22 protein-coding genes are annotated in these 21812 nt (G+C 60.0%); 8 read left to right on the top strand and 14 right to left on the bottom strand.

Annotation, left to right across the window (positions count from 1 at the left end; translation table 11 throughout):
* Positions 1-59: 59 nt before the first annotated feature.
* From ACEN9A_RS09370 to ACEN9A_RS09360, 3 genes are all read right to left on the bottom strand, one after another.
* Positions 60-1304 (bottom strand): lipoprotein-releasing ABC transporter permease subunit, encoded by a 1245-nt coding sequence (locus tag ACEN9A_RS09370; protein ID WP_018928148.1) that lies wholly within the window; start codon positions 1302-1304, stop codon positions 60-62.
* A 65-nt stretch (positions 1305-1369) separates the two neighbouring features.
* Complete coding sequence (lolD, locus tag ACEN9A_RS09365) at positions 1370-2053, bottom strand: lipoprotein-releasing ABC transporter ATP-binding protein LolD (RefSeq protein WP_018928149.1); 684 nt, start codon at positions 2051-2053, stop codon at positions 1370-1372.
* A gap of 7 nt (positions 2054-2060) precedes the next feature.
* Positions 2061-3311 carry a lipoprotein-releasing ABC transporter permease subunit gene (locus ACEN9A_RS09360; RefSeq protein WP_258673107.1) on the bottom strand — a complete coding sequence of 417 codons (1251 nt, stop codon included), beginning with the start codon at positions 3309-3311 and terminating at the stop codon, positions 2061-2063.
* A gap of 94 nt (positions 3312-3405) precedes the next feature.
* Here ACEN9A_RS09360 and ACEN9A_RS09355 point away from each other — a divergent pair, with 94 nt between their 5' ends.
* Together ACEN9A_RS09355 and ACEN9A_RS09350 are read left to right on the top strand one after the other, a co-directional pair.
* Positions 3406-3987 carry a PilZ domain-containing protein gene (locus tag ACEN9A_RS09355; protein ID WP_019649415.1) on the top strand — a complete coding sequence of 194 codons (582 nt, stop codon included), beginning with the start codon at positions 3406-3408 and terminating at the stop codon, positions 3985-3987.
* Between the two features lie 13 nt (positions 3988-4000).
* Entirely contained in the window at positions 4001-4723 is a 723-nt protein-coding gene (locus ACEN9A_RS09350) for a glycerophosphodiester phosphodiesterase (RefSeq protein WP_258673105.1), read from the top strand.
* A 42-nt stretch (positions 4724-4765) separates the two neighbouring features.
* Here ACEN9A_RS09350 and sthA read toward each other — a convergent pair whose 3' ends face one another.
* Positions 4766-6160, bottom strand: coding sequence for a Si-specific NAD(P)(+) transhydrogenase (gene sthA / locus ACEN9A_RS09345; protein WP_258673103.1), 1395 nt, complete (start codon positions 6158-6160; stop codon positions 4766-4768).
* A gap of 207 nt (positions 6161-6367) precedes the next feature.
* Positions 6368-7417 (bottom strand): FAD:protein FMN transferase, encoded by a 1050-nt coding sequence (locus ACEN9A_RS09340; RefSeq protein ID WP_258673101.1) that lies wholly within the window; start codon positions 7415-7417, stop codon positions 6368-6370.
* Positions 7418-7507: 90 nt separating this feature from the next.
* Here ACEN9A_RS09340 and ACEN9A_RS09335 point away from each other — a divergent pair, with 90 nt between their 5' ends.
* Positions 7508-8809, top strand: a complete 1302-nt coding sequence (locus ACEN9A_RS09335; protein WP_258673096.1) for an MFS transporter — start codon at positions 7508-7510, stop codon at positions 8807-8809.
* A gap of 19 nt (positions 8810-8828) precedes the next feature.
* On the opposite strand, the gene ACEN9A_RS09330 is transcribed toward ACEN9A_RS09335, so the two are convergent.
* The 3 genes from ACEN9A_RS09330 to ACEN9A_RS09320 form a co-directional block, all read right to left on the bottom strand.
* On the bottom strand, positions 8829-9755 hold the full coding sequence (locus ACEN9A_RS09330) for a LysR family transcriptional regulator (RefSeq protein ID WP_258673095.1): 927 nt from the start codon (positions 9753-9755) through the stop codon (positions 8829-8831).
* A gap of 28 nt (positions 9756-9783) precedes the next feature.
* Positions 9784-10758 (bottom strand): quinone oxidoreductase family protein, encoded by a 975-nt coding sequence (locus ACEN9A_RS09325; RefSeq protein WP_258673090.1) that lies wholly within the window; start codon positions 10756-10758, stop codon positions 9784-9786.
* A gap of 84 nt (positions 10759-10842) precedes the next feature.
* Entirely contained in the window at positions 10843-12264 is a 1422-nt protein-coding gene (locus ACEN9A_RS09320; protein ID WP_258673088.1) for an MFS transporter, read from the bottom strand.
* A gap of 128 nt (positions 12265-12392) precedes the next feature.
* Here ACEN9A_RS09320 and ACEN9A_RS09315 point away from each other — a divergent pair, with 128 nt between their 5' ends.
* Both ACEN9A_RS09315 and ACEN9A_RS09310 read left to right on the top strand, forming a co-directional pair.
* A complete protein-coding gene (locus ACEN9A_RS09315) occupies positions 12393-13286 on the top strand; it encodes a LysR family transcriptional regulator (RefSeq protein ID WP_413388437.1) in 894 nt (297 codons plus the stop codon).
* Between the two features lie 124 nt (positions 13287-13410).
* Positions 13411-13956 (top strand): cupin domain-containing protein, encoded by a 546-nt coding sequence (locus ACEN9A_RS09310; protein WP_258673084.1) that lies wholly within the window; start codon positions 13411-13413, stop codon positions 13954-13956.
* Positions 13957-14253: 297 nt separating this feature from the next.
* On the opposite strand, the gene ACEN9A_RS09305 is transcribed toward ACEN9A_RS09310, so the two are convergent.
* Positions 14254-14436 (bottom strand): DUF1289 domain-containing protein, encoded by a 183-nt coding sequence (locus ACEN9A_RS09305; protein ID WP_081628231.1) that lies wholly within the window; start codon positions 14434-14436, stop codon positions 14254-14256.
* Positions 14437-14439: 3 nt separating this feature from the next.
* Entirely contained in the window at positions 14440-14811 is a 372-nt protein-coding gene (locus ACEN9A_RS09300) for a hypothetical protein (protein ID WP_258673081.1), read from the bottom strand.
* A gap of 365 nt (positions 14812-15176) precedes the next feature.
* Here ACEN9A_RS09300 and katG point away from each other — a divergent pair, with 365 nt between their 5' ends.
* Together katG and ACEN9A_RS09290 are read left to right on the top strand one after the other, a co-directional pair.
* Positions 15177-17417 (top strand): catalase/peroxidase HPI, encoded by a 2241-nt coding sequence (gene katG, locus ACEN9A_RS09295; protein ID WP_258673080.1) that lies wholly within the window; start codon positions 15177-15179, stop codon positions 17415-17417.
* Between the two features lie 226 nt (positions 17418-17643).
* Positions 17644-18075 (top strand): hypothetical protein, encoded by a 432-nt coding sequence (locus tag ACEN9A_RS09290; RefSeq protein ID WP_258673079.1) that lies wholly within the window; start codon positions 17644-17646, stop codon positions 18073-18075.
* Positions 18076-18385: 310 nt separating this feature from the next.
* Here ACEN9A_RS09290 and ACEN9A_RS09285 read toward each other — a convergent pair whose 3' ends face one another.
* On the bottom strand, positions 18386-18715 hold the full coding sequence (locus ACEN9A_RS09285; RefSeq protein WP_007935309.1) for a DHCW motif cupin fold protein: 330 nt from the start codon (positions 18713-18715) through the stop codon (positions 18386-18388).
* Positions 18716-18820: 105 nt separating this feature from the next.
* Positions 18821-19195: a tautomerase family protein gene (locus ACEN9A_RS09280; RefSeq protein ID WP_064616942.1), complete on the bottom strand. Its 375-nt coding sequence runs from the start codon at positions 19193-19195 to the stop codon at positions 18821-18823.
* A gap of 108 nt (positions 19196-19303) precedes the next feature.
* Between ACEN9A_RS09280 and ACEN9A_RS09275 the strand changes: the two genes are divergently transcribed.
* Complete coding sequence (locus ACEN9A_RS09275) at positions 19304-20197, top strand: LysR substrate-binding domain-containing protein (RefSeq protein ID WP_258673078.1); 894 nt, start codon at positions 19304-19306, stop codon at positions 20195-20197.
* 6 nt (positions 20198-20203) lie between these two features.
* On the opposite strand, the gene ACEN9A_RS09270 is transcribed toward ACEN9A_RS09275, so the two are convergent.
* Positions 20204-21097: a tyrosinase family protein gene (locus ACEN9A_RS09270; RefSeq protein WP_258673077.1), complete on the bottom strand. Its 894-nt coding sequence runs from the start codon at positions 21095-21097 to the stop codon at positions 20204-20206.
* Positions 21084-21548 carry a hypothetical protein gene (locus ACEN9A_RS09265; protein ID WP_258673076.1) on the bottom strand — a complete coding sequence of 155 codons (465 nt, stop codon included), beginning with the start codon at positions 21546-21548 and terminating at the stop codon, positions 21084-21086. The genes ACEN9A_RS09270 and ACEN9A_RS09265 overlap by 14 nt, the downstream gene beginning before the upstream one ends.
* Positions 21549-21812: the final 264 nt, after the last annotated feature.

Below are 21812 nucleotides of genomic sequence, written 5' to 3'. Positions count from 1 at the left end.
GAACGCAGAGCGTCCGTTGAGGCATTCCCACGCGGAGCGTGGTAACGATCATTGGGGACTCACGAATACCGCAACGCGGTAGCCGGCTCGACTTTCGCCGCCCGCCACGCCGGATAAACCGTCGCCAGAAAGCTCATGATGAAACCGGCGGAGCAGATCAACAGCACATCCGCGCCCTGCAATTCGGACGGCAAGTTGCTGACGAAGTACACATCGGAACTGAAGATGTGCTGTCCGCTGACCCGCTCCATCCAGCCCACCAGTTCACTGACGTTCAACGCCGCGATCACGCCCAGCACGCCACCGATCAAGGTGCCGACAATCCCGATCACCGTGCCCTGCACCATGAAGATCGCCATGATCTGCCGAGGTGTGGCGCCGATGGTGCGCAGGATGGCGATGTCCGCACCCTTGTCGTTCACCACCATGATCAGCGTGGCAATGATGTTGAACGCTGCCACCGCGACGATCATCAGCAACAACAGGCCGATCATGGTTTTTTCCATTTTCATCGCGCTGAACAGACTGCCCTGGGTGTGGGTCCAGTCGTCAGCCTTGTAGGCGGCGCCCAGGCCGGTCGCGATGTCGCTCGATACTTGCGGCGCGGCGTACAGATCCTTCACCGCCAGGCGCACGCTCTGTACCTGATTCGGCTGCCAGTGCTGCATTTGCGCGGCATCGGCCATGTGGATCAGCGCCATCGAACCGTCCAGTTCGGCACCGACCTTGAACACGCCCACCACGTTCAGCCGCTGCATGCGCGGGGTTATGCCACCCGGTGCATTGCTGACTTCCGGCACGATCAGGGTGATCTTGTCGCCGACGTTCAAGCGAAAGCGCCGCGCGGTGATCTCGCCGATCACCACGCCGAACTCGCCCGGCTTCAAGGCGTCGAGACGCCCCTGAACAATGTGCTTGGCAACGATCGAGACCTTGCTTTCCAGCGCCGGATCGACCCCGCTGACCTGGATCGGCTGCATGGTGCCCTTGTAGGACAGCATGCCTTCCATCTCGGTGAATGGCACGGCGGCGGTGACTTCAGGATTCTTCATCGCCGCGGCGGCCACCGGCTGCCAATCGTCGATAGGGTTCACGCCGACGATGGTCGCGTGGGGCACCATGCCGAGGATGCGCGAGCTCATTTCGCGCTGGAAGCCGTTCATCACCGACAGCACCACGATCATCGCCAGCACGCCCAGGGCGAGGCCGATCATCGAGGTCATCGAGATGAAGGAAACAAAGCGATTGCGGCGCTTGGCGCGGGTATAGCGCGTGCCGATAAAGATCGATAACGGTCTGAACATTCGCTGGGGCACCGTATAAAAATAAAAGACCCGACGCACTGTTCAGTGCGCCGGGTTTCAGCCAATCAGATGGGGGTCAGGCAACCTTCCTGCAAATGCAGGACGCGATCCATCTGGCGAGCCAGGTTCATGTCGTGGGTCACCACCAGGAACGCCGTGCGCATCGAGGTGCTGAGTTCCAGCATCAAATCCTGAATGCCCTGGGCGGTGTGGGAGTCGAGGTTGCCGGTCGGCTCGTCGAGCATCACCAGGCCTGGCTTGTTCACCAGGGCGCGGGCAATGGCCACACGCTGGCGTTCGCCACCGGACAATTCCGCCGGTTTGTGCTCCAGGCGATGGCCCAGCCCTACCCGCTCCAGCAACGCCGTCGCGCGCTGACGCGCTTCCGGGATCGCGGTTTTGCCGATCAGCAGCGGCATGCAGACGTTTTCCAGCGCAGTGAATTCAGGCAGCAAGTGGTGGAACTGGTAAACGAAACCCAGCGACCGGTTGCGCAACAGGCCACGGGCCTTTTCGTTCAGGGCCGAGAGTTCTTCACCGGCCAGCCAGACGCTACCCTTGGTCGGCGTATCGAGGCCGCCCAGCAGGTTGAGCAAGGTACTTTTGCCCGAACCCGACGTACCGACGATCGCCACGCGCTCACCCGGATGCAGTTCCAGTTGCAGACCGGCCAGAACCTCTACCGATTCCGGGCCTTCCACGTAGGATTTGCCCAGGTTGCGGCAGCTCAAGATTGCTTTATCACTCATGCCCGACTCACTCATAACGTAGCGCCTCCGCAGGCTGGGTGCGCGCGGCACGCCAGGCTGGATACAGGGTGGCGAGGAAACTCAGGACCAACGCGGCGGCGCAGACCATCAACACGTCCTGGCTCTGCACTTGCGACGGCAGGTAATCGATGAAATACACGTCGGCGTTCAAGAACTTGTGGCCGATCAGCCCTTCGAGGGCCGAGATCGCCGCGCTGACGTTCAGTGCGGCGAAGATCCCGACCACGGCACCGATCAGCGTACCGACCACACCAATGACCGTGCCCTGGACCATGAACGTCGCCATGATCGAACCCGGCGTGGCGCCCAGGGTGCGCAGGATCGCGATGTCGCCCTTCTTGTCGTTCACCACCATCACCAGCGTGGAAATGATGTTGAACGCAGCAACGGCGACGATCAGCAGCAACAGCAGGCCGATCATGGCTTTTTCCATGCGGATCGCCTGATAAAGATTGCCGTGGGTACGGGTCCAGTCGCGGGCGTAGTACTTGTCTTCGCCAAGTTGCTGGGCGATGGTCCACGCGGTGCGCGGCGCCTGGAACAGGTCGTCGAACTTCAGTCGCAAGCCCTGAACCTGATCCGGTTGCCAGCGGTGCAACCTGGCCAGATCCTGCAGATTGGTCAGGCCCAGATAGCCGTCCAGCTCACCGGCGCCGACATGGAAGATGCCGACCACAGTAAAGCGTTTCATGCGCGGAAACATCCCGGCCGGGGTCACGGTGACTTCCGGCGCGACAAACGTCAGCTTGTCGCCAACCGCCGCGCCGAGCTTGGCTGCCGCCTTGTCACCGATGACGATGCCGAAACTGCCCGGCGCCAGGTCGTCGAGTTTGCCCTGCTGCATGAAGTTATCAATGATCGACACCTGCCGTTCCTGCACAGGGTCGATGGCATTGAGCAGCACTTTGGAAACCTTGCCGTTATTGGTCAGCAGGCCCTGCATCTGGACGAAGGGCGCAACCGCTGCCACCTGCGGGTTCTGCTTGACCTTGGCGGCCAGGCTTTGCCAGTCGCTGATTGGCTCGCCGGACTCGATGGTCGCGTGGGGCACCATGCCCAGCACACGGGTGCGCATCTCATGATCGAAGCCGTTCATGACCGACAGCACCACGATCATCACGACCACGCCGAGGGCGAGTCCGATCATCGAGGTCAGGGAAATGAATGACACAAAATGATTGCGACGTTTTGCACGGGTATAACGCGTGCCGATAAATACGAAGAGAGGTCTGAACATGTCGGGGCTTGTTCGGAGGGAAAAGGAACGTCCTTGTGGCGGGGGTCGATAACCAGCTTTACACTCAGACCACCGCCGCTACCATGGGTTCGCCATGTCGACATTAGATGAAGAAGATCGCCGCGAATACTACCGTATCGAGGACACGATCGCACTGGAAATTCGGCCCCTGTCTGCTCCCGAAGCAGCAGGCCAGGAAGTGTTGCAGGATGCTTCCCCGCTATTCAACCTGCTCAGCGAACTGCACCTGAGCGAATTCGAGTCGCAACACCTGTTGCGCCAGATCAACGAACGCGACCGGACCATCGCCGCATTCCTGAAATCACAGAACAAACGCATCGATCTGCTGAGCCAGGTGGTCGCCCTGACCGTGCTCGGACAGATCGGCGAACCGCAGCCGGTGATCATCTCCGAAGGTGGCATCGACTTTCAGCATCCGACGCCCATTGCCACCGGCGCGCACCTGTCGGTCAAGCTGGTGCTGATGCCACAAGCCCTCGGCCTGTTGCTGCGGGCCCGCGTCACCCATTGCGACCGCAAGGGTGGCGGCTACGACGTCGGCACCGAGTTCGAATACCTGTCCGATGCCCAGCGACAACTGCTGGCCCGCTACATCTTGCAGCGACAGGCACAAGAACGACGCCTGGCGCGCGAACAAAACGAAACCGGCCATTAATTAAGGAAGAACCGTGACTCTCATCTACGGCCATCGCGGCGCCAAAGGCGAAGCACCGGAAAACACCCTGACCAGCTTTCAGCAATGCCTCAAGCACGGCGTGCATCGTTGCGAACTGGACCTGCACCTGTCCATGGACGGCGAGTTGATGGTGATCCACGACCCGACCCTCAAACGCACCACCGACCGCCGCGGCAAAGTGGTCGAACACACGGCTGCGGAGCTGGTGACCTACGACGCGCGCAAGGGTGGCCCGGGCTGGATCAAACCCTGCCCGATTCCAACGCTGGAACAATTGTTCGAACAATGCGATTTCGAGCACTGGCAACTGGAAGTCAAAAGTGCTTCACGCACCCGTGCCGCAACCACCGTGCTGGCGATTCGCGAAATGGCCCAGCGTTTCGGCATACGGGACAAGGTCACGATTACCTCGAGTTCACGCGAAGTGTTGAAAGCCGCGCTGGACCTGGTGCCGGACGTGTCTCGCGGACTGGTGGCCGAGTACGCCTGGCTCGACCCGTTGAAGGTCGCGCAAAACTATGGCTGTGAGATGCTGGCGCTGAACTGGACCCTGTGTACGCCGGAACGCCTGCAGAAGGCGCAGCGTCAGGGGCTGCATGTGTCGGTGTGGACAGTCAACGAGCCTGCGCTGATGCGCAGGCTCGCCGACTTCGGCGTTGACAGCCTGATTACAGACTTTCCCGGTTTGGCCACCGCCACGCTCGAGAATTGCTGAAATCGGTCTCCCCGGCCGGCTCAGGCCACCGGCCGGAGCCGCTCAAAAAAGCCGGTTGAGGCCATCGTACGCCGCTACCCGATAGGCTTCAGCCATGGTCGGGTAGTTGAACGTCGTGTTGACGAAGTACTTCAGGGTGTTCTGCTCGCCCGGCTGGTTCATGATCGCCTGACCGATGTGCACGATCTCCGACGCCTGATAACCGAAGCAGTGAACGCCCAGCACTTCCAGCGTCTCGCGGTGGAACAGGATCTTCAGCATGCCTTGCGGCTCGCCGGCGATCTGCGCACGCGCCATGCTCTTGAAGAATGCCTTGCCCACTTCGTACGGCACCTTGGCCTGGGTCAGCTCCTGCTCGTTCTTGCCGATCGAACTGATCTCCGGAATGGTGTAGATGCCGGTCGGCACGTCGTTGACGAAGCGCCAGCTGTTGTTATCGACGATGCTGCCAGCGGCCGAACGACCCTGGTCGTGGGCGGCACTGGCCAGGCTCGGCCAGCCGATCACGTCACCGGCGCCATAAATGTTCGGCACGCAGGTGCGGTAGTTCTCGTCGACTTCGATCTGGCCACGGCTGTTGACCTTCACGCCGATGTTTTCCAGACCCAACTGATCGGTGTTGCCGGTACGGCCGTTGCACCAGAGCAAGGCGTCGGCCTTGATCTTCTTGCCGGACTTGAGGTGCAGGATCACGCCGTTGTCCACACCTTCGACACGGTCGTAGTCTTCGTTGTGGCGAACCGTGATGTTGTTGTTGCTGAAGTGGTAGCTCAGGGCCTGGGAAATTTCCGAGTCGAGGAAGCTCAGCAACTGACCACGGTTGTCCACCAGTTCAACCAATACACCCAGACCACTGAAGATCGAGGCGTATTCGCAGCCGATCACGCCGGCGCCGTAAACAATGAGTTTACGCGGGGTGTGGCCGAGGCTGAGGATGGTGTCGCTATCGTAGATGCGCGGGTGATGGAAATCGATGTCCGCCGGACGATAAGGACGCGAGCCGGTGGCGATGATGATGTGCTTGGCCACCAGTTTTTCGACCACACCGTTGGCGCAGACGACTTCGATGGTTTGCTCGTCGGCGAAGCTGCCGGTGCCGAAGAACACGTCGACGCGGTTACGGGCGTAGTAGCCGGTGCGCGAGGCGACTTGTTTGGAGATGACTTTTTCAGCGCTTTTCAATACGTCCGGGAACGAGAACCAGCGCGGCTCACCAATGGCCCGGAACATCGGGTTGGTGTTGAACTGCATGATCTGCCGGACCGAGTGACGCAAGGCCTTGGACGGGATGGTGCCCAGGTGGGTGCAGTTGCCGCCGACCTGGCGACGGCTATCGACCATCGCTACCTTGCGCCCTGCCTTGGCGGCGTTCATTGCCGCGCCTTCTCCCGCCGGGCCGGAACCCAACACCACCACATCGTAGTTGTAGACAGCCATGCGTACTCCTCAGAACAGGCCGCGGCACCCTCGGCGCCTGCGGCTAAATCACACCGATCGGCGGCGTGAAGGAACAATTTGGGGCCAGTGCAGAACCCGGACACAGTCTATAGAAGCGTCAACGCCGCGCACATTAACCCTTGGTCGCGTCGTAGGCTAGTTTTGCCTGCACTACAAAGCCATCGAAAAATGCTTTTGCAGCCGCAATCACTCGGTTTTCTCACCGGCCAGGCGCTCAAAAGCCTGATTGGTGCGTGTGACAAAACCTGTATCGGCACGAATCACAAAGAATGCAGCAATGTCATGCGTCTGGGCATAGTCCCAACCCCGTTCAGGGCCAAGAATCAGCAACAGCGTCGATAAGCCATCGGCCATCAACGCTGAAGGATGAATCACCGTGACTGACGCCAGAGTGTGTAGGACCGGTGTTCCGGTGCGGGCATCGAAGGTGTGGGAATAGCGCCGGCCACCCTGCTCGAAATAGTTACGGTAGTCACCGGAGGTGGACACGCCGTAGCCGTCGACGGCGATGACACGCTCGGCCACGTGCTGATCATCACGGGGTTCTTCCAGGGCGATGCGCCACGGTGAGCCGTCGAGTTTTTTGCCGACGGCCTTGAGTTCACCGGTGGCTTCAGCGAGGTAGTCGTGGATGCCCAGCGCTTCGAGTCTGGCGGCAATCGTGTCGACCGCGTAACCGGCAGCGATGCTGTTGAAGTCGACTTCGATCGCGGCATCCTTGCACAACTGGTCGCCGTCGATGCGCAAGTGGCGATGGCCGACGCGCTGCCGCACCTCGGCCAACGCTTCGGCACTCGGGACTTTCTCCTCACGCGCCTGCGGGCCAAATCCCCAGAGGTTGAGCAGCGGCTCCACCGTCAGGTCGTAGGAGCCGTCGCTTTGGGATGACAACTGTTCGCCCACACGGATCAATTCAAGGATCGGCGTGGGCATTTTCTGACAGTGGTTGGCGGGCAAATTATTGAAGCGCTCGATGTCCGAGTCGCTGCGATAGGTCGAAAATTGTCGATCCACTTCGGCGAGGATATTTTCCACTTCGGCCTGCACCGCTTTCGGCCCGGGCGTGGAGGCATGTCTTACGTATTGAATGGAATAACGACTGCCCATGGTCGGGCCGTCGAAGCGTTCCAGGCTGTCGCCGTTGCCACAACCGGATAAAACGCCGGCCAGCACCACAAGTCCGCCCCACCGTCCAGTTAACAAATCTTCATCTCCCCTCAAAACCGCGCCCGCCATTATGGGCTTCAGAGCGCATGGGAGCGAGGCCTGCTCCCTCCCACAGGTGCAGCGCTTTCAAACAAGATTGACCAGAGTGAGTATCTACAAATGTCTTCCAGCACGAGCAAAGGCAAAGCGATCTTTCGCGTTGTCAGCGGTAACTTTCTCGAAATGTTCGACTTCATGGTCTACGGCTTTTACGCCACGGCCATTGCCAAAACCTTCTTTCCCGCCGATAGCGCGTTTGCTTCCCTGATGCTGTCTCTGGCCACTTTCGGGGCTGGTTTCCTGATGCGTCCGTTGGGGGCGATTTTCCTCGGCGCCTACATCGACCGCCACGGCCGCCGCAAAGGCCTGATCATCACACTGGCGTTGATGGCCGCCGGCACGGTGTTGATTGCCTGCGTGCCGGGTTACGCCACGCTGGGCGTCGCGGCGCCGCTGATCGTATTGTTCGGCCGCCTGTTGCAAGGCTTCTCCGCTGGCGTGGAACTGGGTGGTGTGTCGGTGTACCTCGCCGAAATTTCCACACCGGGTCGCAAAGGCTTCTTCGTCAGTTGGCAGTCCGCCAGCCAGCAAGCCGCGGTGGTATTCGCCGGCCTGCTCGGCGTGGGCTTGAACCACTGGCTGAGCCCCGACCAAATGGGTGAGTGGGGCTGGCGCGTGCCGTTCCTGATCGGCTGCATGATCGTGCCGGCGATCTTCGTGATCCGCCGTTCGCTGGAAGAAACCCCGGAATTCCAGGCACGCAAACACCGCCCTACCCTGCGGGACATCGTCCGCTCGATCGGTCAGAACTTCGGCATCGTCCTCGCCGGCATGGCGCTGGTGGTGATGACCACGGTGTCGTTCTACCTGATCACCGCCTACACCCCGACCTTCGGCAAAGCCGAGCTGCATCTGTCGGATCTGGATGCGTTGCTGGTGACGGTGTGCATCGGCCTGTCGAACTTCTTCTGGCTGCCGGTGATGGGCGCGCTTTCCGACAAGATCGGACGCAAACCCCTGCTGCTGGGTGCGACGATTCTGGCAATCCTCACGGCTTATCCGGCGCTGTCGTGGCTGGTGGCGAACCCCAGCTTCAGCCATTTGCTGATTGTCGAGTTGTGGCTGTCGTTCCTGTATGGCTCGTACAACGGCGCCATGGTGGTGGCCCTGACCGAGATCATGCCGGTGGAAGTTCGCACCACCGGTTTCTCCCTGGCCTACAGCCTGGCGACCGCAACGTTCGGTGGTTTCACCCCGGCGGCCTGTACGTACCTGATCCATGTGCTGGACAACAAGGCAGCGCCGGGGATCTGGCTCAGTGGCGCGGCGGTGCTGGGGTTGATCGCGACACTGGTGTTGTTCCGTGGCAATCGGCATGAGTTGCGCACGGCGCAAGCGGCGGTCGTCAGCGGCACTCACTAACAGGAACGCAGAGAGGCCGTCACACGGCATGCAGCCAAGGCGGCCCCTCTGCGAATCTGGTCTCAAGCCATGTCTTGAATGCCATGAGCGTCGCCGGTGTGAAGGCGGCGGACGCTCGCACCAGATAGATCCCGCCCTGGGCATCCAGATCCCACTCCGGCAGAACGCGCACCAACTGGCCGTTGGCGATCTCCCGGCTCATCAGCCACTCGCCGGCGCCCAGGATACCGACGCCGGCCTTGGCCGCAGCGAGCAATGCTTCGCCGTCGTTCGAGGTCAAGGTTCCCCGCGTGATGACCTTCTCGTGCCGATCGCCCTTCGACAAGCGCCATTCAGGGAACGCCGCCAGGCCGGTAAAGCCCAGGCAGTTGTGATCGGTCAGCTGTTTCGGGCTGGTCGGTAAACCGTGCTGTTCTATATAAGCAGGTGAAGCGCAGAGGATGCGGCGATGATCGCTGAGCTTCTTCGCCACCAGGCGGTTGTCATTCAATTCGCCGATACGAATTGCCGCATCGAATCCTTCAGCAATGATGTCGACGACACGATCACTGTAATCCACCTCGACGGAAACCTGCGGATGAGCTGCCAGAAATTCCGGCAACATCGGCGCCAGCCACAGGCGCCCCATCGCCGCCGGAAAAGCCAGGCGCAAAACGCCGCGCACCTGCGCGGCGCCCAGTGAGGCTTCCTGTTCGGCCTCGATAATCAACCCGGTGGCAGAACGCAGGCGTTCGACGAGGCGGTTGCCGGCATCGGTCAACCGCACCTGTCGTGTCGTACGCTCCATCAGCCGCACGCCCAAACGCTTTTCCATGGCCGCCAGCCGCTTTGAAATCACTGTCGGATGACGTTGCAGCAGGCGCCCGGCGGCCACGAATGAATGCGCCGAAGCAACCGCAAGCAACGCGGCAATTTCATCGATGTGGCGGCTGTCCAGTGGGTTCACGAAACACTCTTCTTTCAGATAGCGGCGATCAAGGTTTGAGGACAATCGCTCCGCGAGATTGGCCACCTTGCAGATCGGCATGGGCCTTGGCCACATCGGCCAATGCATAGCGGCCCCAGATACCGGGCTTGATTATGCCCGCCTCGACTGCGGCCAGTACATCATCGGCCCGTTGCCGGTATTCAGTGATGTCCGCGGTGTGCGCACCCAGTGAAGGACGGGTCAGAAACAGCGAGCCCTTGGCATTGAGCGTGGCCAGTTCGACCGCCGTCGGCGCCCCGGACGATGCGCCGAAAGACACCATCAACCCACGTGGTCGCAGGCAGTCGAGCGACGCTTCGAACGACACGCGCCCGATGGGATCGTAGACCACATCGGCTTTCTTGCCGTCGGTGATCTTCGCGACATCCGCGGCGAGTGTCCGGGCGTTGAACACCAGCACCGCATCACAGCCCAGCGCCTTGGCCGTCTCGACACTCTCGGCCCGGGACACAATGCCGATGACAAAAGCCCCCAGGTGTTTGGCCCACGTCGCCATGATCTGTCCGAGGCCGCCCGCTACGCCATACAGAACCACGATGGTGCCGGGGCCGACCGGATAAGTCGTCTTGAGCAGGTATTGCGCGGTAATGCCTTTGAACAACACCGCGGCGGCCTCTTCAGCGGTCAACGCGTCGGGAATCGGCACCAGCCGCTCGGCCGGATACAGTCGCGCACTGGCGTAAGCGCCAACCGGCCCCGTGGCGTACGCCACCCGATCACCCACCTTGACGTTGCTCACCCCCGCGCCGATGGCGGCAACCCGGCCCGCCCCTTCAAGACCCAACCCCGACGGCAATGACAGCGGTACGGCGCCGTTGCGCTGGGTCACATCGAGGAAGTTGACGCCAATCGCCTCTTGCTCCAGCCAGACTTCACCCGGCCCCGGTTCACGCGCCGTCACCTGCTCGATGTTCATCACTTCAGGTGCGCCGGTGTGTGCGATACGAACAACAGAAACCATTGCCTGACTCCTTCACTTCAGCGCAGCCCGTCTGCGCGATGTGAAGGGAGTATCGGCATTCGATTTATAGCGAACAATATAGCCTTACTGCAGTTCATTACTGCACACAGTGCAGCAGTCCGAAACCCTCGGCAACAGGGCCACAGCAAGGGCCAGGATGATCAGTGCCACGGCGACGGCAAACGTTATCCGCATGCCGCTGGCGACGGCTGCGGGAGACGCGCTGGTGATGTCTGTCGTCGCCGAGGCAAGCGCAAACACCGCGCCCATCACCGAAGCTCCGGTGATCAAGCCGAGATTGCGTGACAGACTGAGCATGCCGGAAATCACGCCGCGCTGGTCCGGGCGGATGTCGGTCATGATCGCGGTGTTGTTGGCCGCCTGAAACAACGCGTAGCCGGCCGTGATCACCGCGATGGGGGCGAGGTAACCGAGGAGGCCGAACCCCGCTGGCATCATTGATAAAGCACTCGCGCCGAGCGCCATTGCCGCGAGCCCGACAAGGGTCATGCGCCGAGTGCCGAAACGGTCCACCAGGCGACCGGCCGGCACGCCGGTCAATGCAGCCACCAACGGGCCGACCGACAAAGCGAAACCGACAAGTGCGGTGCCGAGGCCAAGCGCACCCGAGAGATAAAACGGCCCGACCACCAGCGTCGCCATCATCACCGTCGAAACGAGCGCGCTCATGGCCAGGCTGGCGCTCAATCCCTGTTGGCGGAACAGCGCTAATGTGATCAATGGCGATGCAACCGTGGCCTCAACGAAGATGAAAAGCCCAACGCCGAAAACAGCCGCCAGTAGCAGCGCGATATTGAGCGGACCAAAATCACCGCGCCCGATCGTCATGGCCAGCGCATACGCTGCGAGCGTCAGTGCCAGCAACAACGTGCCTGCCTTGTCGAATCCCACCCGCCCCGCTTTCGCCCGCTGAGCATCCGCAGGCAAATAGCGATACGCGAGCCAGATATTCAGCACACCCAGCGGTATGTTGATCAGAAAAATCGCCTGCCAGCCAACGCTGGCAATCAACATCCCACCGAGCGACGGCCCCAGCGTGGTGCCGATCGCCGACATCGTTCCGAGCAACCCCATGGCGCTGCCGGTCTGCGCTTTCGGCACCGTCTCACCGACAAATGCCACGGTCAGCGCCAGCATGATCGCCGCCCCAAGCCCCTGCACCGCCCGGGCGCCGACCAGCCACCCAAGCGACGGCGCGACACTGCAGGCCAGCGATGACAAGGTAAAAATGCCGATGCCCACCAGTAGCAAACGCCGACGGCCGAGCATGTCGCCAAGCCGTCCGACGCTGACGATCAGCGTGGTGATCGCCAGCAGATACGCCAGAACAATCCACTGCACGTGTTGGAAGGAAGCATCGAACGCCTCGGCCAACGTCGGCAATCCCGCATTGGCGATGCTGGTGTCGAGTGAAGGCATCAACATCGACAGCGAAAGGCTGGCAAGCGCCCAGCGCACCGAACCTGATTGAGTGATGGATTTCATTGTCTGGCCACGTCTGAAAGGTAGATCAGCAGCGTATGCCCGTGCGTGACAAGGCGGAAGGCGCAGCATTTGCACTTGATAGATGCGTTTGACGCCATGTCAGCCCGGAGCCGTGCTAACGTTGCGGCATGACGACTCCTGACCTCAATTTGCTGATTACCCTGGACGTGCTGCTCGCCGAAGGCAGCGTCGCCCGCGCCGCCCAACGACTGCGGCTGAGCCCGTCGGCCATGAGCCGGGCGTTGGCGCGGTTGCGCGAAACAACAGGCGACCCGCTGCTGGTCCGGGCCGGACGCGGCCTGGTGCCAACGCCCCGGGCGCTCGAATTGCGCGAACACGTCAGTCGATTGGTGCAAGACGCCGAGGCGGTTTTGCGCCCCGCCGAACAGCTCGACCTCAAGCACCTGGTGCGCACGTTCACGCTGCGCACCAGTGACGGTTTCGTCGAAAACTTCGGCCCGGCGCTGATCGCCCGCGTCAGCGAAGAAGCCCCCGGCGTGCGCTTGCACTTTGTGCAGAAGCCGAGCAAGGACAGCGCCGCACTTCGCGACGGTTCCGTCGATCTGGAAACCGGTGTGGTCGGCGGCACGACCAGCCCGGAAGTGCGCACCCGCGCGCTGTTCGAGGACCGTTTCATCGGCGTCGTGCGCACGGGGCATCCGCTGAGCCAAGGCGAGGTCAGCGCCTCCCGTTATGCCGCTGGCCGGCACATCCTGGTTTCACGGCGCGGTCTCGATAAGGGGCCGATGGATGAAGCATTGGAAGCGCTGGGACTGCAGCGGGAAATCATCACCGTCGTCGGCGGTTTCTCAGCCGCCCTGGCACTGGCTCGCGCCTCGGACCTGATCGCCACCGTGCCTGCCCGACATACCCAAAACCTGCGCACCGGCCTGCACAGTTTCGATCTGCCGTTCGAGCTGCCGCCGATCACCATTTCGATGCTGTGGCATCCACGGATGGATGCCGACTCGGCGCATCGGTGGCTGCGTGATTGCCTTCGGGCGGTGTGCGCGCAACCTTAGGGGTTCGGACGTCGGCGCCATCACCGGCGAAGTCCCCGTCGACCTACACTGGATCATGGACAACGATATCCAGATCAGCGGTTCGGCCTGGTTCACCATGGGCTGCCTCATTGAGTAATCCAGAATGAAGATAAGAAGAATCGTGACCGGCCACGACGAACAAGGGAATTCCGTGTTCGTTTCCGACGACTATGCCCCAAGGGCGCAATCCTTTGCCTCCATCCCGGGGCAAGCGATGGCACAGCTGTGGACCACTCCCGCCAATCCGGTACTCCTTGCACAGGAACACGATCCCACGCTCGATTATGCGTCGCTGATTCCTCCTCAGGGTGGCACCAGCATCGCCGTGTTTGATTTCCCGCCTGACACCGTCATGCAGAATCTCGTCGATGGCGTTAAGGCTTTTGAAGAGCTGAGCGCCGCACTGCCGGGCCTGATCGAAACGTTTGAACCGGAAAATCCGGGCATGCACACCACCGCCACCATTGATTACGGAATCATTCTGGAGGGAGAGATGTGGTTGGAGCTGGATAACGGTCAGAGCCGTCTGGTGAAGGCAGGCGAGATCGTTATCCAAAACGGCACCCGGCACGCCTGGCGGAACAAAAGTGAGCGGATAGCCCGAGCACTTTTTGTGATGATCGGCACGTCGCGTCCAGAAAAAACCTGATGGGTAACCGAAAAGGGCAACCAGAGGAAGCAGGTGGTGTTGATGCTCAGCCAGACGCCAGTGGGCTCAAGGTTTTACGCCTGAACTGAGCGTTTAATCTGATGCTTGGTACGTGTCCAGACACGCACTCGTTGTAGCAGCCGCCGAACGCTGCGTTCGGCTGCGAAGCAGTCGTGAGTCCGGCCGACGCGATCTGCCTAATGCACTGCAAACTCTGGCTTTACGACTGCTTCGCAGCCGAACGCAGGCTTCGCCAGCTGCTACAGATCACATACGACCTTCAACAGGTATTTCCCCTCAAACCTTCCTTTTCTGAAGCCCCTTCAACCGCACACTCGCCCGCTGCGCCGCCGCCATTTTTTCCGGACGCTTCATGCGTTTCCATTTTCTGATGTCATCCTTGGTGCGACCACAACTGACACACAGTTCACCACTGAGCTGGCAAACGGAAATACACGGATTTTCGATATCCTTGGCCACGGCTCAACCTCGCGTCGAGCGCTTGGGCGCCAGGCGTTGCTGCCAGTTGCCGCCATTGGCACGCTGACATTGTTCTTCAGAATCAAACTGCACATGGGCCGCGACCGGGCTGACGAGTACGTCCGCTTCATTTAATGCTACGGCCGTCAGTTCAACCATGCGCTCGCCCTGCCCGCTCGCCAGCGCCTGATCCCTATGGGCCTGCGTATCGAAGACCCAAATCACCCGCAGGCTGGATGGAAAGGCGTCGTAATCGATTTCGTGGGTCAACCAGCAAAACCCGACTATTTCCGCCTTGGCCGTTTCACACGCCTCGGTCAGGGTGGCGACCAGGCGACGTTCGATGTGTGCCTGATCGCGTTTGCTTAAAGACATCGGGTGGATCCTTGGGTGGCGGTCAACGGAAAAGGCCCAGCATACCTTTTGATCGGCTCCATCTCGACGGCTCAGATAAAAGACTATCCCTATCACCCCCCAATACTCCCCCTATTAGCTGACTGCTTTATAGGCGTCTACCCTTACTGGAGCGCTGGCGTCAGCCGGCCGGTTGAGACCTGAGAAGAGATACGAATGAGTCAGAAAGCGTACTAGGCTTGCCGTGGGCCACCGTGCTGGCAACTCGATTGCCGCTATCCGGATTTCCCGTGTGACCACGACGATCAATTGATCGAACGGCTACAGCCTATGTCATTGATTCCGCTCGTCGCTATTGCGTGCCCAACCCCGGGCCGGATAGCCGGATGAACACGACCAAAGGTAGCGCATACATGGCAAATGAATCGAAATGCCCGTTCAAACACGCCGCCGCTGGCGGCGGCACGACGAACCGCGATTGGTGGCCGAACCAACTGAATCTTAGGATCCTGCACCAGCACTCGCCCCTGTCCGACCCCATGGACGAGGGCTTCAACTACACCGAAGCGTTCAAAAAACTGGACTTTGCGGCGGTCAAACAAGACCTGCATGCGCTTATGACTGATTCGCAAGACTGGTGGCCTGCGGACTTCGGTCACTATGGGCCACTGTTTATTCGCATGGCCTGGCACGCCGCCGGCACATACCGCGTCGGTGACGGTCGTGGCGGTGCCGGCTCCGGTCAGCAGCGCTTCGCCCCGCTCAACAGCTGGCCGGACAACGTCAGCCTCGACAAGGCGCGGCGGCTGCTTTGGCCGATCAAGCAAAAGTATGGGGACAACATCTCCTGGGCCGACCTGATCGTCCTCACCGGCAACGTCGCGCTGGAGTCCATGGGCTTCAAGACCTTTGGTTTTTCTGGCGGTCGGCCAGACGTCTGGGAACCGGATGAAGATGTCTACTGGGGCACCGAAAGCACGTGGCTGGGCGGTGACGTCCGCTACGGCAAAGACACAGAAGCCATGCAAGCACCCGGCGAACGCAACCTGGAGAACCCGCTCGCCGCCGTGCAAATGGGCCTGATCTACGTCAACCCGGAAGGCCCGGAAGGCAACCCGGACCCGGTCGCTGCGGCGATAGACATCCGCGAAACCTTCGGCCGTATGGCGATGAATGACGAAGAAACCGTGGCGCTGATCGCTGGCGGCCACGCTTTCGGCAAAACCCACGGCGCCGGCCCTGCCGACAACGTCGGCGCAGAACCCGAAGCCGCAGGCCTCGAACAGCAAGGCCTGGGCTGGAAAAGCGCTTTCGGCAGCGGTAAAGGTGGCGACACCATCACCAGCGGCCTGGAAGTGACCTGGACCACCACGCCCACGAAGTGGAGCAACAACTACCTGGAAAACCTGTTCGGCTTCGAGTGGGAACTGACCAAGAGCCCGGCGGGTGCCAACCAGTGGACGGCGAAAGGCGGTGCCGGCGCGGGCATCATTCCGGATGCTCACGACCCGTCCAAGCGGCGTAACCCAACCATGCTGACCACGGACCTGTCGCTGCGATTCGACCCGATCTATGAACCGATTTCGCGGCGCTTCCTCGCCAATCCGGACCAGTTGGCCGACGCCTTCGCCCGCGCCTGGTTCAAACTGATCCACCGCGACATGGGGCCCCTCTCCCGCTACCTCGGCCCGGAAATGCCCAACGAAGTACTCCTGTGGCAAGACCCGATCCCGGCGGTCGACCATGCCCTGGTCAACGACAGCGACATCGCCGCGCTCAAAAGCAAGCTCCTGGCCAGCGGTCTGACCGTCTCGCAATTGGTATCAACCGCCTGGGCAGCAGCCTCCACCTTCCGCGGCTCCGACAAACGTGGCGGCGCCAACGGCGGACGCCTGCGTCTGGCTCCGCAAAAATCCTGGCAGGCCAACCAGCCTGGGCAACTGGCGAGCGTGTTGGCGAAACTCGAAAGCATCCAGAATGAGTTCAACAGCGCGCAAACCGGCGGCAAGAAAATCTCCCTGGCCGACCTGATCGTGCTGGCCGGCTGTGTCGGCGTCGAACAAGCGGCAAAAAATGCCGGCCAGACCATCACGGTGCCTTTCACACCGGGACGCATGGACGCCTCGCAAGAGCAAACGGACGTTGAATCCTTCGGCTACCTCGAACCCGCCGCCGATGGCTTCCGCAACTACCTCAAAACCCGCTATCGCGTACCGGCCGAGGCACTGCTGATCGACAAGGCGCAACTGCTGACCCTCACCGCGCCGGAAATGACCGTGCTCATTGGTGGCCTGCGCGTGCTGAACACCAACGTCGGCCAAACCCAACACGGCGTGTTCACGAAACAACCGGGAGCGTTGACCAACGACTTCTTCAAAAACCTGCTCGACATGGGCGTGGAATGGAAACCGGTGTCAGAGGCCAATGAAGAGTTCGAGGGACGCGATCGTAAAACCGGCGACCTCAAATGGACGGGGACGCGTGTTGATCTGGTGTTTGGCTCGAATGCACAGCTGAGGGCGTTGGCTGAGGTTTATGCCAGCAACGACGCGAAGGAGAAGTTTGTGAAAGACTTCGTGGCAGCCTGGGTCAAGGTGATGAATCTGGATCGGTTTGACCTGAGGTGATGCAAGCGCTCAATCCAGCGTGAAAAAAGCCCACTGACCGTTACTGGTTCAGTGGGCTTTTTATTGCTTGGGCCCCCAGGTTCAAACCCAGTGGAACCGAATCACTAGCGATATAGGTATTTCCCAACTAGGGTTCTCAGTAGCGCATCACCGACGTGGCGAACCGAAGGAGCCAGATCAATTGATGAGGTCTTTTTGTGTCGCGGTCGCATTCGTAGCGCCCATCGTGTTGTCCACCACGGTCGCGGCTGAAGTACTTGCGCATAAGACAGCACTCGCTTTTGTTGCTCAAACCCATGTCGGTGACAGCCTGCCAACACTGGCCCTGTTGGCGGCAAAGAAAACACAAACCTTTGCGATGCTCATTGAAAAGTTAGGGAGTGAAAAAGCACACAGTGCCGTATCGAGCGAAATTGACGCGTTACTTCCACAGTACCAGCCGAAATGGAATCAGAATCTTGCTGCGGCTTATGAGAAGTCTTTTACTGAAGAAGAGCTGTTGTCACTCACGTCTGAAGGCCAGGCATCCAAATACGCTGGCAAAGTGCTGGAGCGGCGAACTGACATCGGCAGAGACATGCAGTCCAGCTCTACCCCGATACTGATTGCCCTTGTATCCGAGGCACTTAAGGCGGCCTATTCCAAGCATATTCGTTGAAGCGGTCTTGATTCCCCGTGCTATCAGCTTGTCCGAAGAAAACCAACGCCTCCCAGTGTGGAGGCGTTGTGCTTTTTGCTGATCGCAGGACGAGACTAAACGGGAGAGATCGTGGCCAGCGCGCCAATCAAAATGGTCAACACCAGAAATCCACCCAGGAAAATTGCCATCTTGCCCATGGGGCCTCCTACGCTATGAGTTTGCGGTGCAGCGGTTACCGCCACTGCTGACCGTGCCGTCATTGTGAGCCGCGGGCTGATCCCATTACAGATGCAGATAACCAAGAAAAATACGGATCAGATCCGAGACATCAATCCACAATGAACAACTTCGCACCGCTAGTGGTAAACGAGCGGTGCCCCTCAGCATCGTTGCCCACCTGATAGCTCATTCCGGCAGTCAGCGTGAACTGGCGGCCATCTTCCAGTTCTGTGTGTAACTCGCCTTCCAGGCACAATAGGATATGACCTCTCCAACACCAGTGATCGGCCAGATATCCGGGGCTGTATTCAACCATCCGCACACGCGTCGAACCAAACTGGCATGTCCGCCAGTAGGCCGTGCCCGTCTGGCCAGCATGTTCGACCGGTTCGATCTTCGACCAATCGGTAGTCCCAAAGGGGATGGCGGTAAGGTCCATTATTGCCTCATCAACGTGGAGTGAGTACGGACCCTATCAATCGGGCCACGCTGCCGATAGACACAGATAGCCCACATTTACGGAATACAGGCTTGAGAGCAAAAACTAGTTGCCCCGCCCGCCACCAAACGACCACTCATCTGCCGCGGTCGTGGTAATCACCACCATCACGTCCTCAGAATCGATGCCCGGCGCTCGGCCCAGTTTCTCGACCAGGTTGCGATAAAAACGCTGTTTCGTCTCGATGTCTCGAGGGCGACCGGCAGTAATCGCGATCAGCACAAAGTCATCACTACGAGGACCGCCCAGGTAGTCGGGATCAAAGATCAGCTCGCCCGTTTCATGTTGGTGAATGACCTGGAATCGATCAGCCATCGGCACTTCGAAGCTTTCTACCAAGGCGTCGTGCAGCCCTTGTGAGAGGGCCTGTAAATACTCGGCAGACTTTCCCCGGTGCAGTGAAATACGTGCAAATGGCATTAAGACCTACTCCTGAAAATCCAACTGACAGGGGAAAACTATCAAGTCGCGATCATTCCGAATATCAGATTTAATAGCAGCCTTAGTCCCGAATTAATGGATGATTAGATGCGCCGTCCGACCTTCGATCTTGATGTGCTGCGTACTTTCGTGACCGGCGTGGAGTTCAACAGCTTTGCCAAGGCGGCGGATCGGCTCAATCGCTCGACGTCTGCCGTAAGCGCACAACTCAAGAAGCTTGAGGAACAGGTAGGCACGCCAGTGCTGTGCAAATCCGGTCGAGGGCTGGTGTTGACGCCGGTGGGTGAAACCCTGCTCAGCCATGCACGCCGACTGCTTGAACTGAACGACAGCATTTTCCAGACCCTGCACGAAAGCCAGACCGCCGCCACGGTACGCCTCGGGCTTCAGGAAGACTTTGGCGAACACTTTCTCAGCGACATTCTGCGACGCTACGTCAAGATGTACCCGATGGTGAGCCTCGAAGTCAGGATCGCGCGTAATACCGAACTGCTTGCATTGATCGACAGCGGTGGCTTGGACCTGGCCCTGTCTTGGGACACAGGGCACAAGTCCCCCTACGCCACGCACTTGGGTGAAACGCAGATGCACTGGATCGGGCTTCGTGACACGCCCCCCATCAACGACTCTGTCGATCTCCCCCTGCCATTGATCATGTTCGACGCCCCTTGCGTGTTGCGCAGCGCGGCCACCCAGGCACTTGATGAGGCGCGGATTCCCTGGCGAATCGCGCTAACCAGCCCCAGCGTTGGTGGAATCTGGGCGGCCGTTGCGGCCGGTTTGGGCCTCACGGTGCGAACCCGCATTGGGCTGCCAGGGCATCTCGCCGTCATTGACGGTCTAACCCCGCTGCCGACCCTCGGCTATGTGCTTTATCGAGGGGCAGAACACTTGGCGCCTGCCACCCGACAATTGGCTGCGTTGATACAAACGAGTCTGCAAGAGCAGGCGTTCAGTATGACTAGAGGCTCCCCCGCTTGATGCTGCCTAAAGCAGGTCGCTCAAAGTGTCGTACTTGTAGTACTGGCTGTAATTCAGAACATCTCGAGGTGTCACCTTTTCCGGAAAAGGGCTGTACATCGGGTCATCGATCCGATGGAACTTGAGCGTATCGGGAGCCGCTGCGTCAGGTACGTAAGCGGCGGCGGGATGCTTCGCTTGCCATGCCGCCCAGAGCCGGTCGACATTGCAATGATGCAGAAAGAACACCGGGTCGTTTGGCGAAGACGACAACCCCATGTCACCGCCGACCCACACATGGACGTTGTTGTGAATGCGTTCTTTGCCAGTCCATCCCTCGATGTAGTTGCGCGCACCACCGGTGGATTGCGCCGCGTCGTAGGGCACTTTGTCATACACGGTATTTTCCTGGATGACCTTGCGTACATTGGCTCGGCTGGGCAGCGCCCCACCTCCCCCCAGATAACGCACCAGGGGGCGGTTTACCCGGCCCAGTTCCATGGTGCGGCCATCACCCATCAGTCGTACCCGCCACTTCCCGTCCACGAACTGTCCAAGGTACTGATTCGACCAGATGACTGATGTCCTGGGGTCCTGAAGTTCCGCGTCAGTGTTCCAGTCCCAATATGGAATTCGAAAGTGTGGGTCATTTACCGCTTTGCGAAGCAACGATTCCAGCCGCACTAGAAAGTAGCGATGCCACGGTAAAAATGATGGGCCTCCATGCGCAGCATTCCTGGCCATCTGCCCCGCAGGCGTTGAAATCATCATGGCCCGGTGGTGCCAGGCCACCAGGGAGTCATAAATCGAGAGATTGGCCTGCCCAGGCCAGGGATTCAGCGCAGGATCCTTGAGCAGCTTCACCCCTTCGACGTATTTCTGAAGCGCCGCGAGATCTTTGACAGCATTAGACCTGATCATGATGTGCTCCGTGATCATGGTGAACGGGATGGTCGGAGTGCTCTCCCCCGTCGCCATTGCCCTTGGCGAAAGACTCGGGATAGGCATCGATTACCGCTGTCATCAAATCGAGAGCCGATCCGTAAGAAACGAATGGAGTGGCGTGCGTATGGACCTGCCCAGCATCGTCCACAAACAGATGCGCCTGGACCGGGGTCCCATCCACCTCCACCTGGTAGGTGGTCACGATCCGGACAACGTGCCCTTTGTGATTAATCTCGCGAACCGTCCTGGCCTCATGGCCTGCATGCGGGTCCACGTACTCGGGAAACTGCTCCTTGATCCACGCAGGGTGCATTTTGTCAGGATCAGTGATGGATATCTCGGCGAGAGCAGCTATGTCGGGCGGGCTCAACAGCACGTTGGCTTCGGTAGCTGAGGGTTCAGGGCTGGAGACATTTTTCCTTGTCATGATTCCTCCTGGAGTGTGCCCCCGGACGATTGCCCGGACTGGCTGGAGAAAGTGTAGTTGGTGATGGGTAGAGATGCTGTTGAAGCCAGAATAATGGGGCCGGATTCATCTCTCCTGGGGGGGCGGACATTCAGTTTGAACACGGCTGCCAGTCCTCGGATCCCTTGTCAGGAAAGAATGATCCGAAAGACCAGTGGTGAGCCTTGACTTCATGGCTACCGGCTATATGCCTGGACTGGTTAAGCACAGGCAGCTGGTGATCGT

Source organism: Pseudomonas sp. Pseusp18 (genome assembly GCF_059506005.1).
This window is presented reverse-complemented; position numbering and strand designations above follow the sequence as displayed.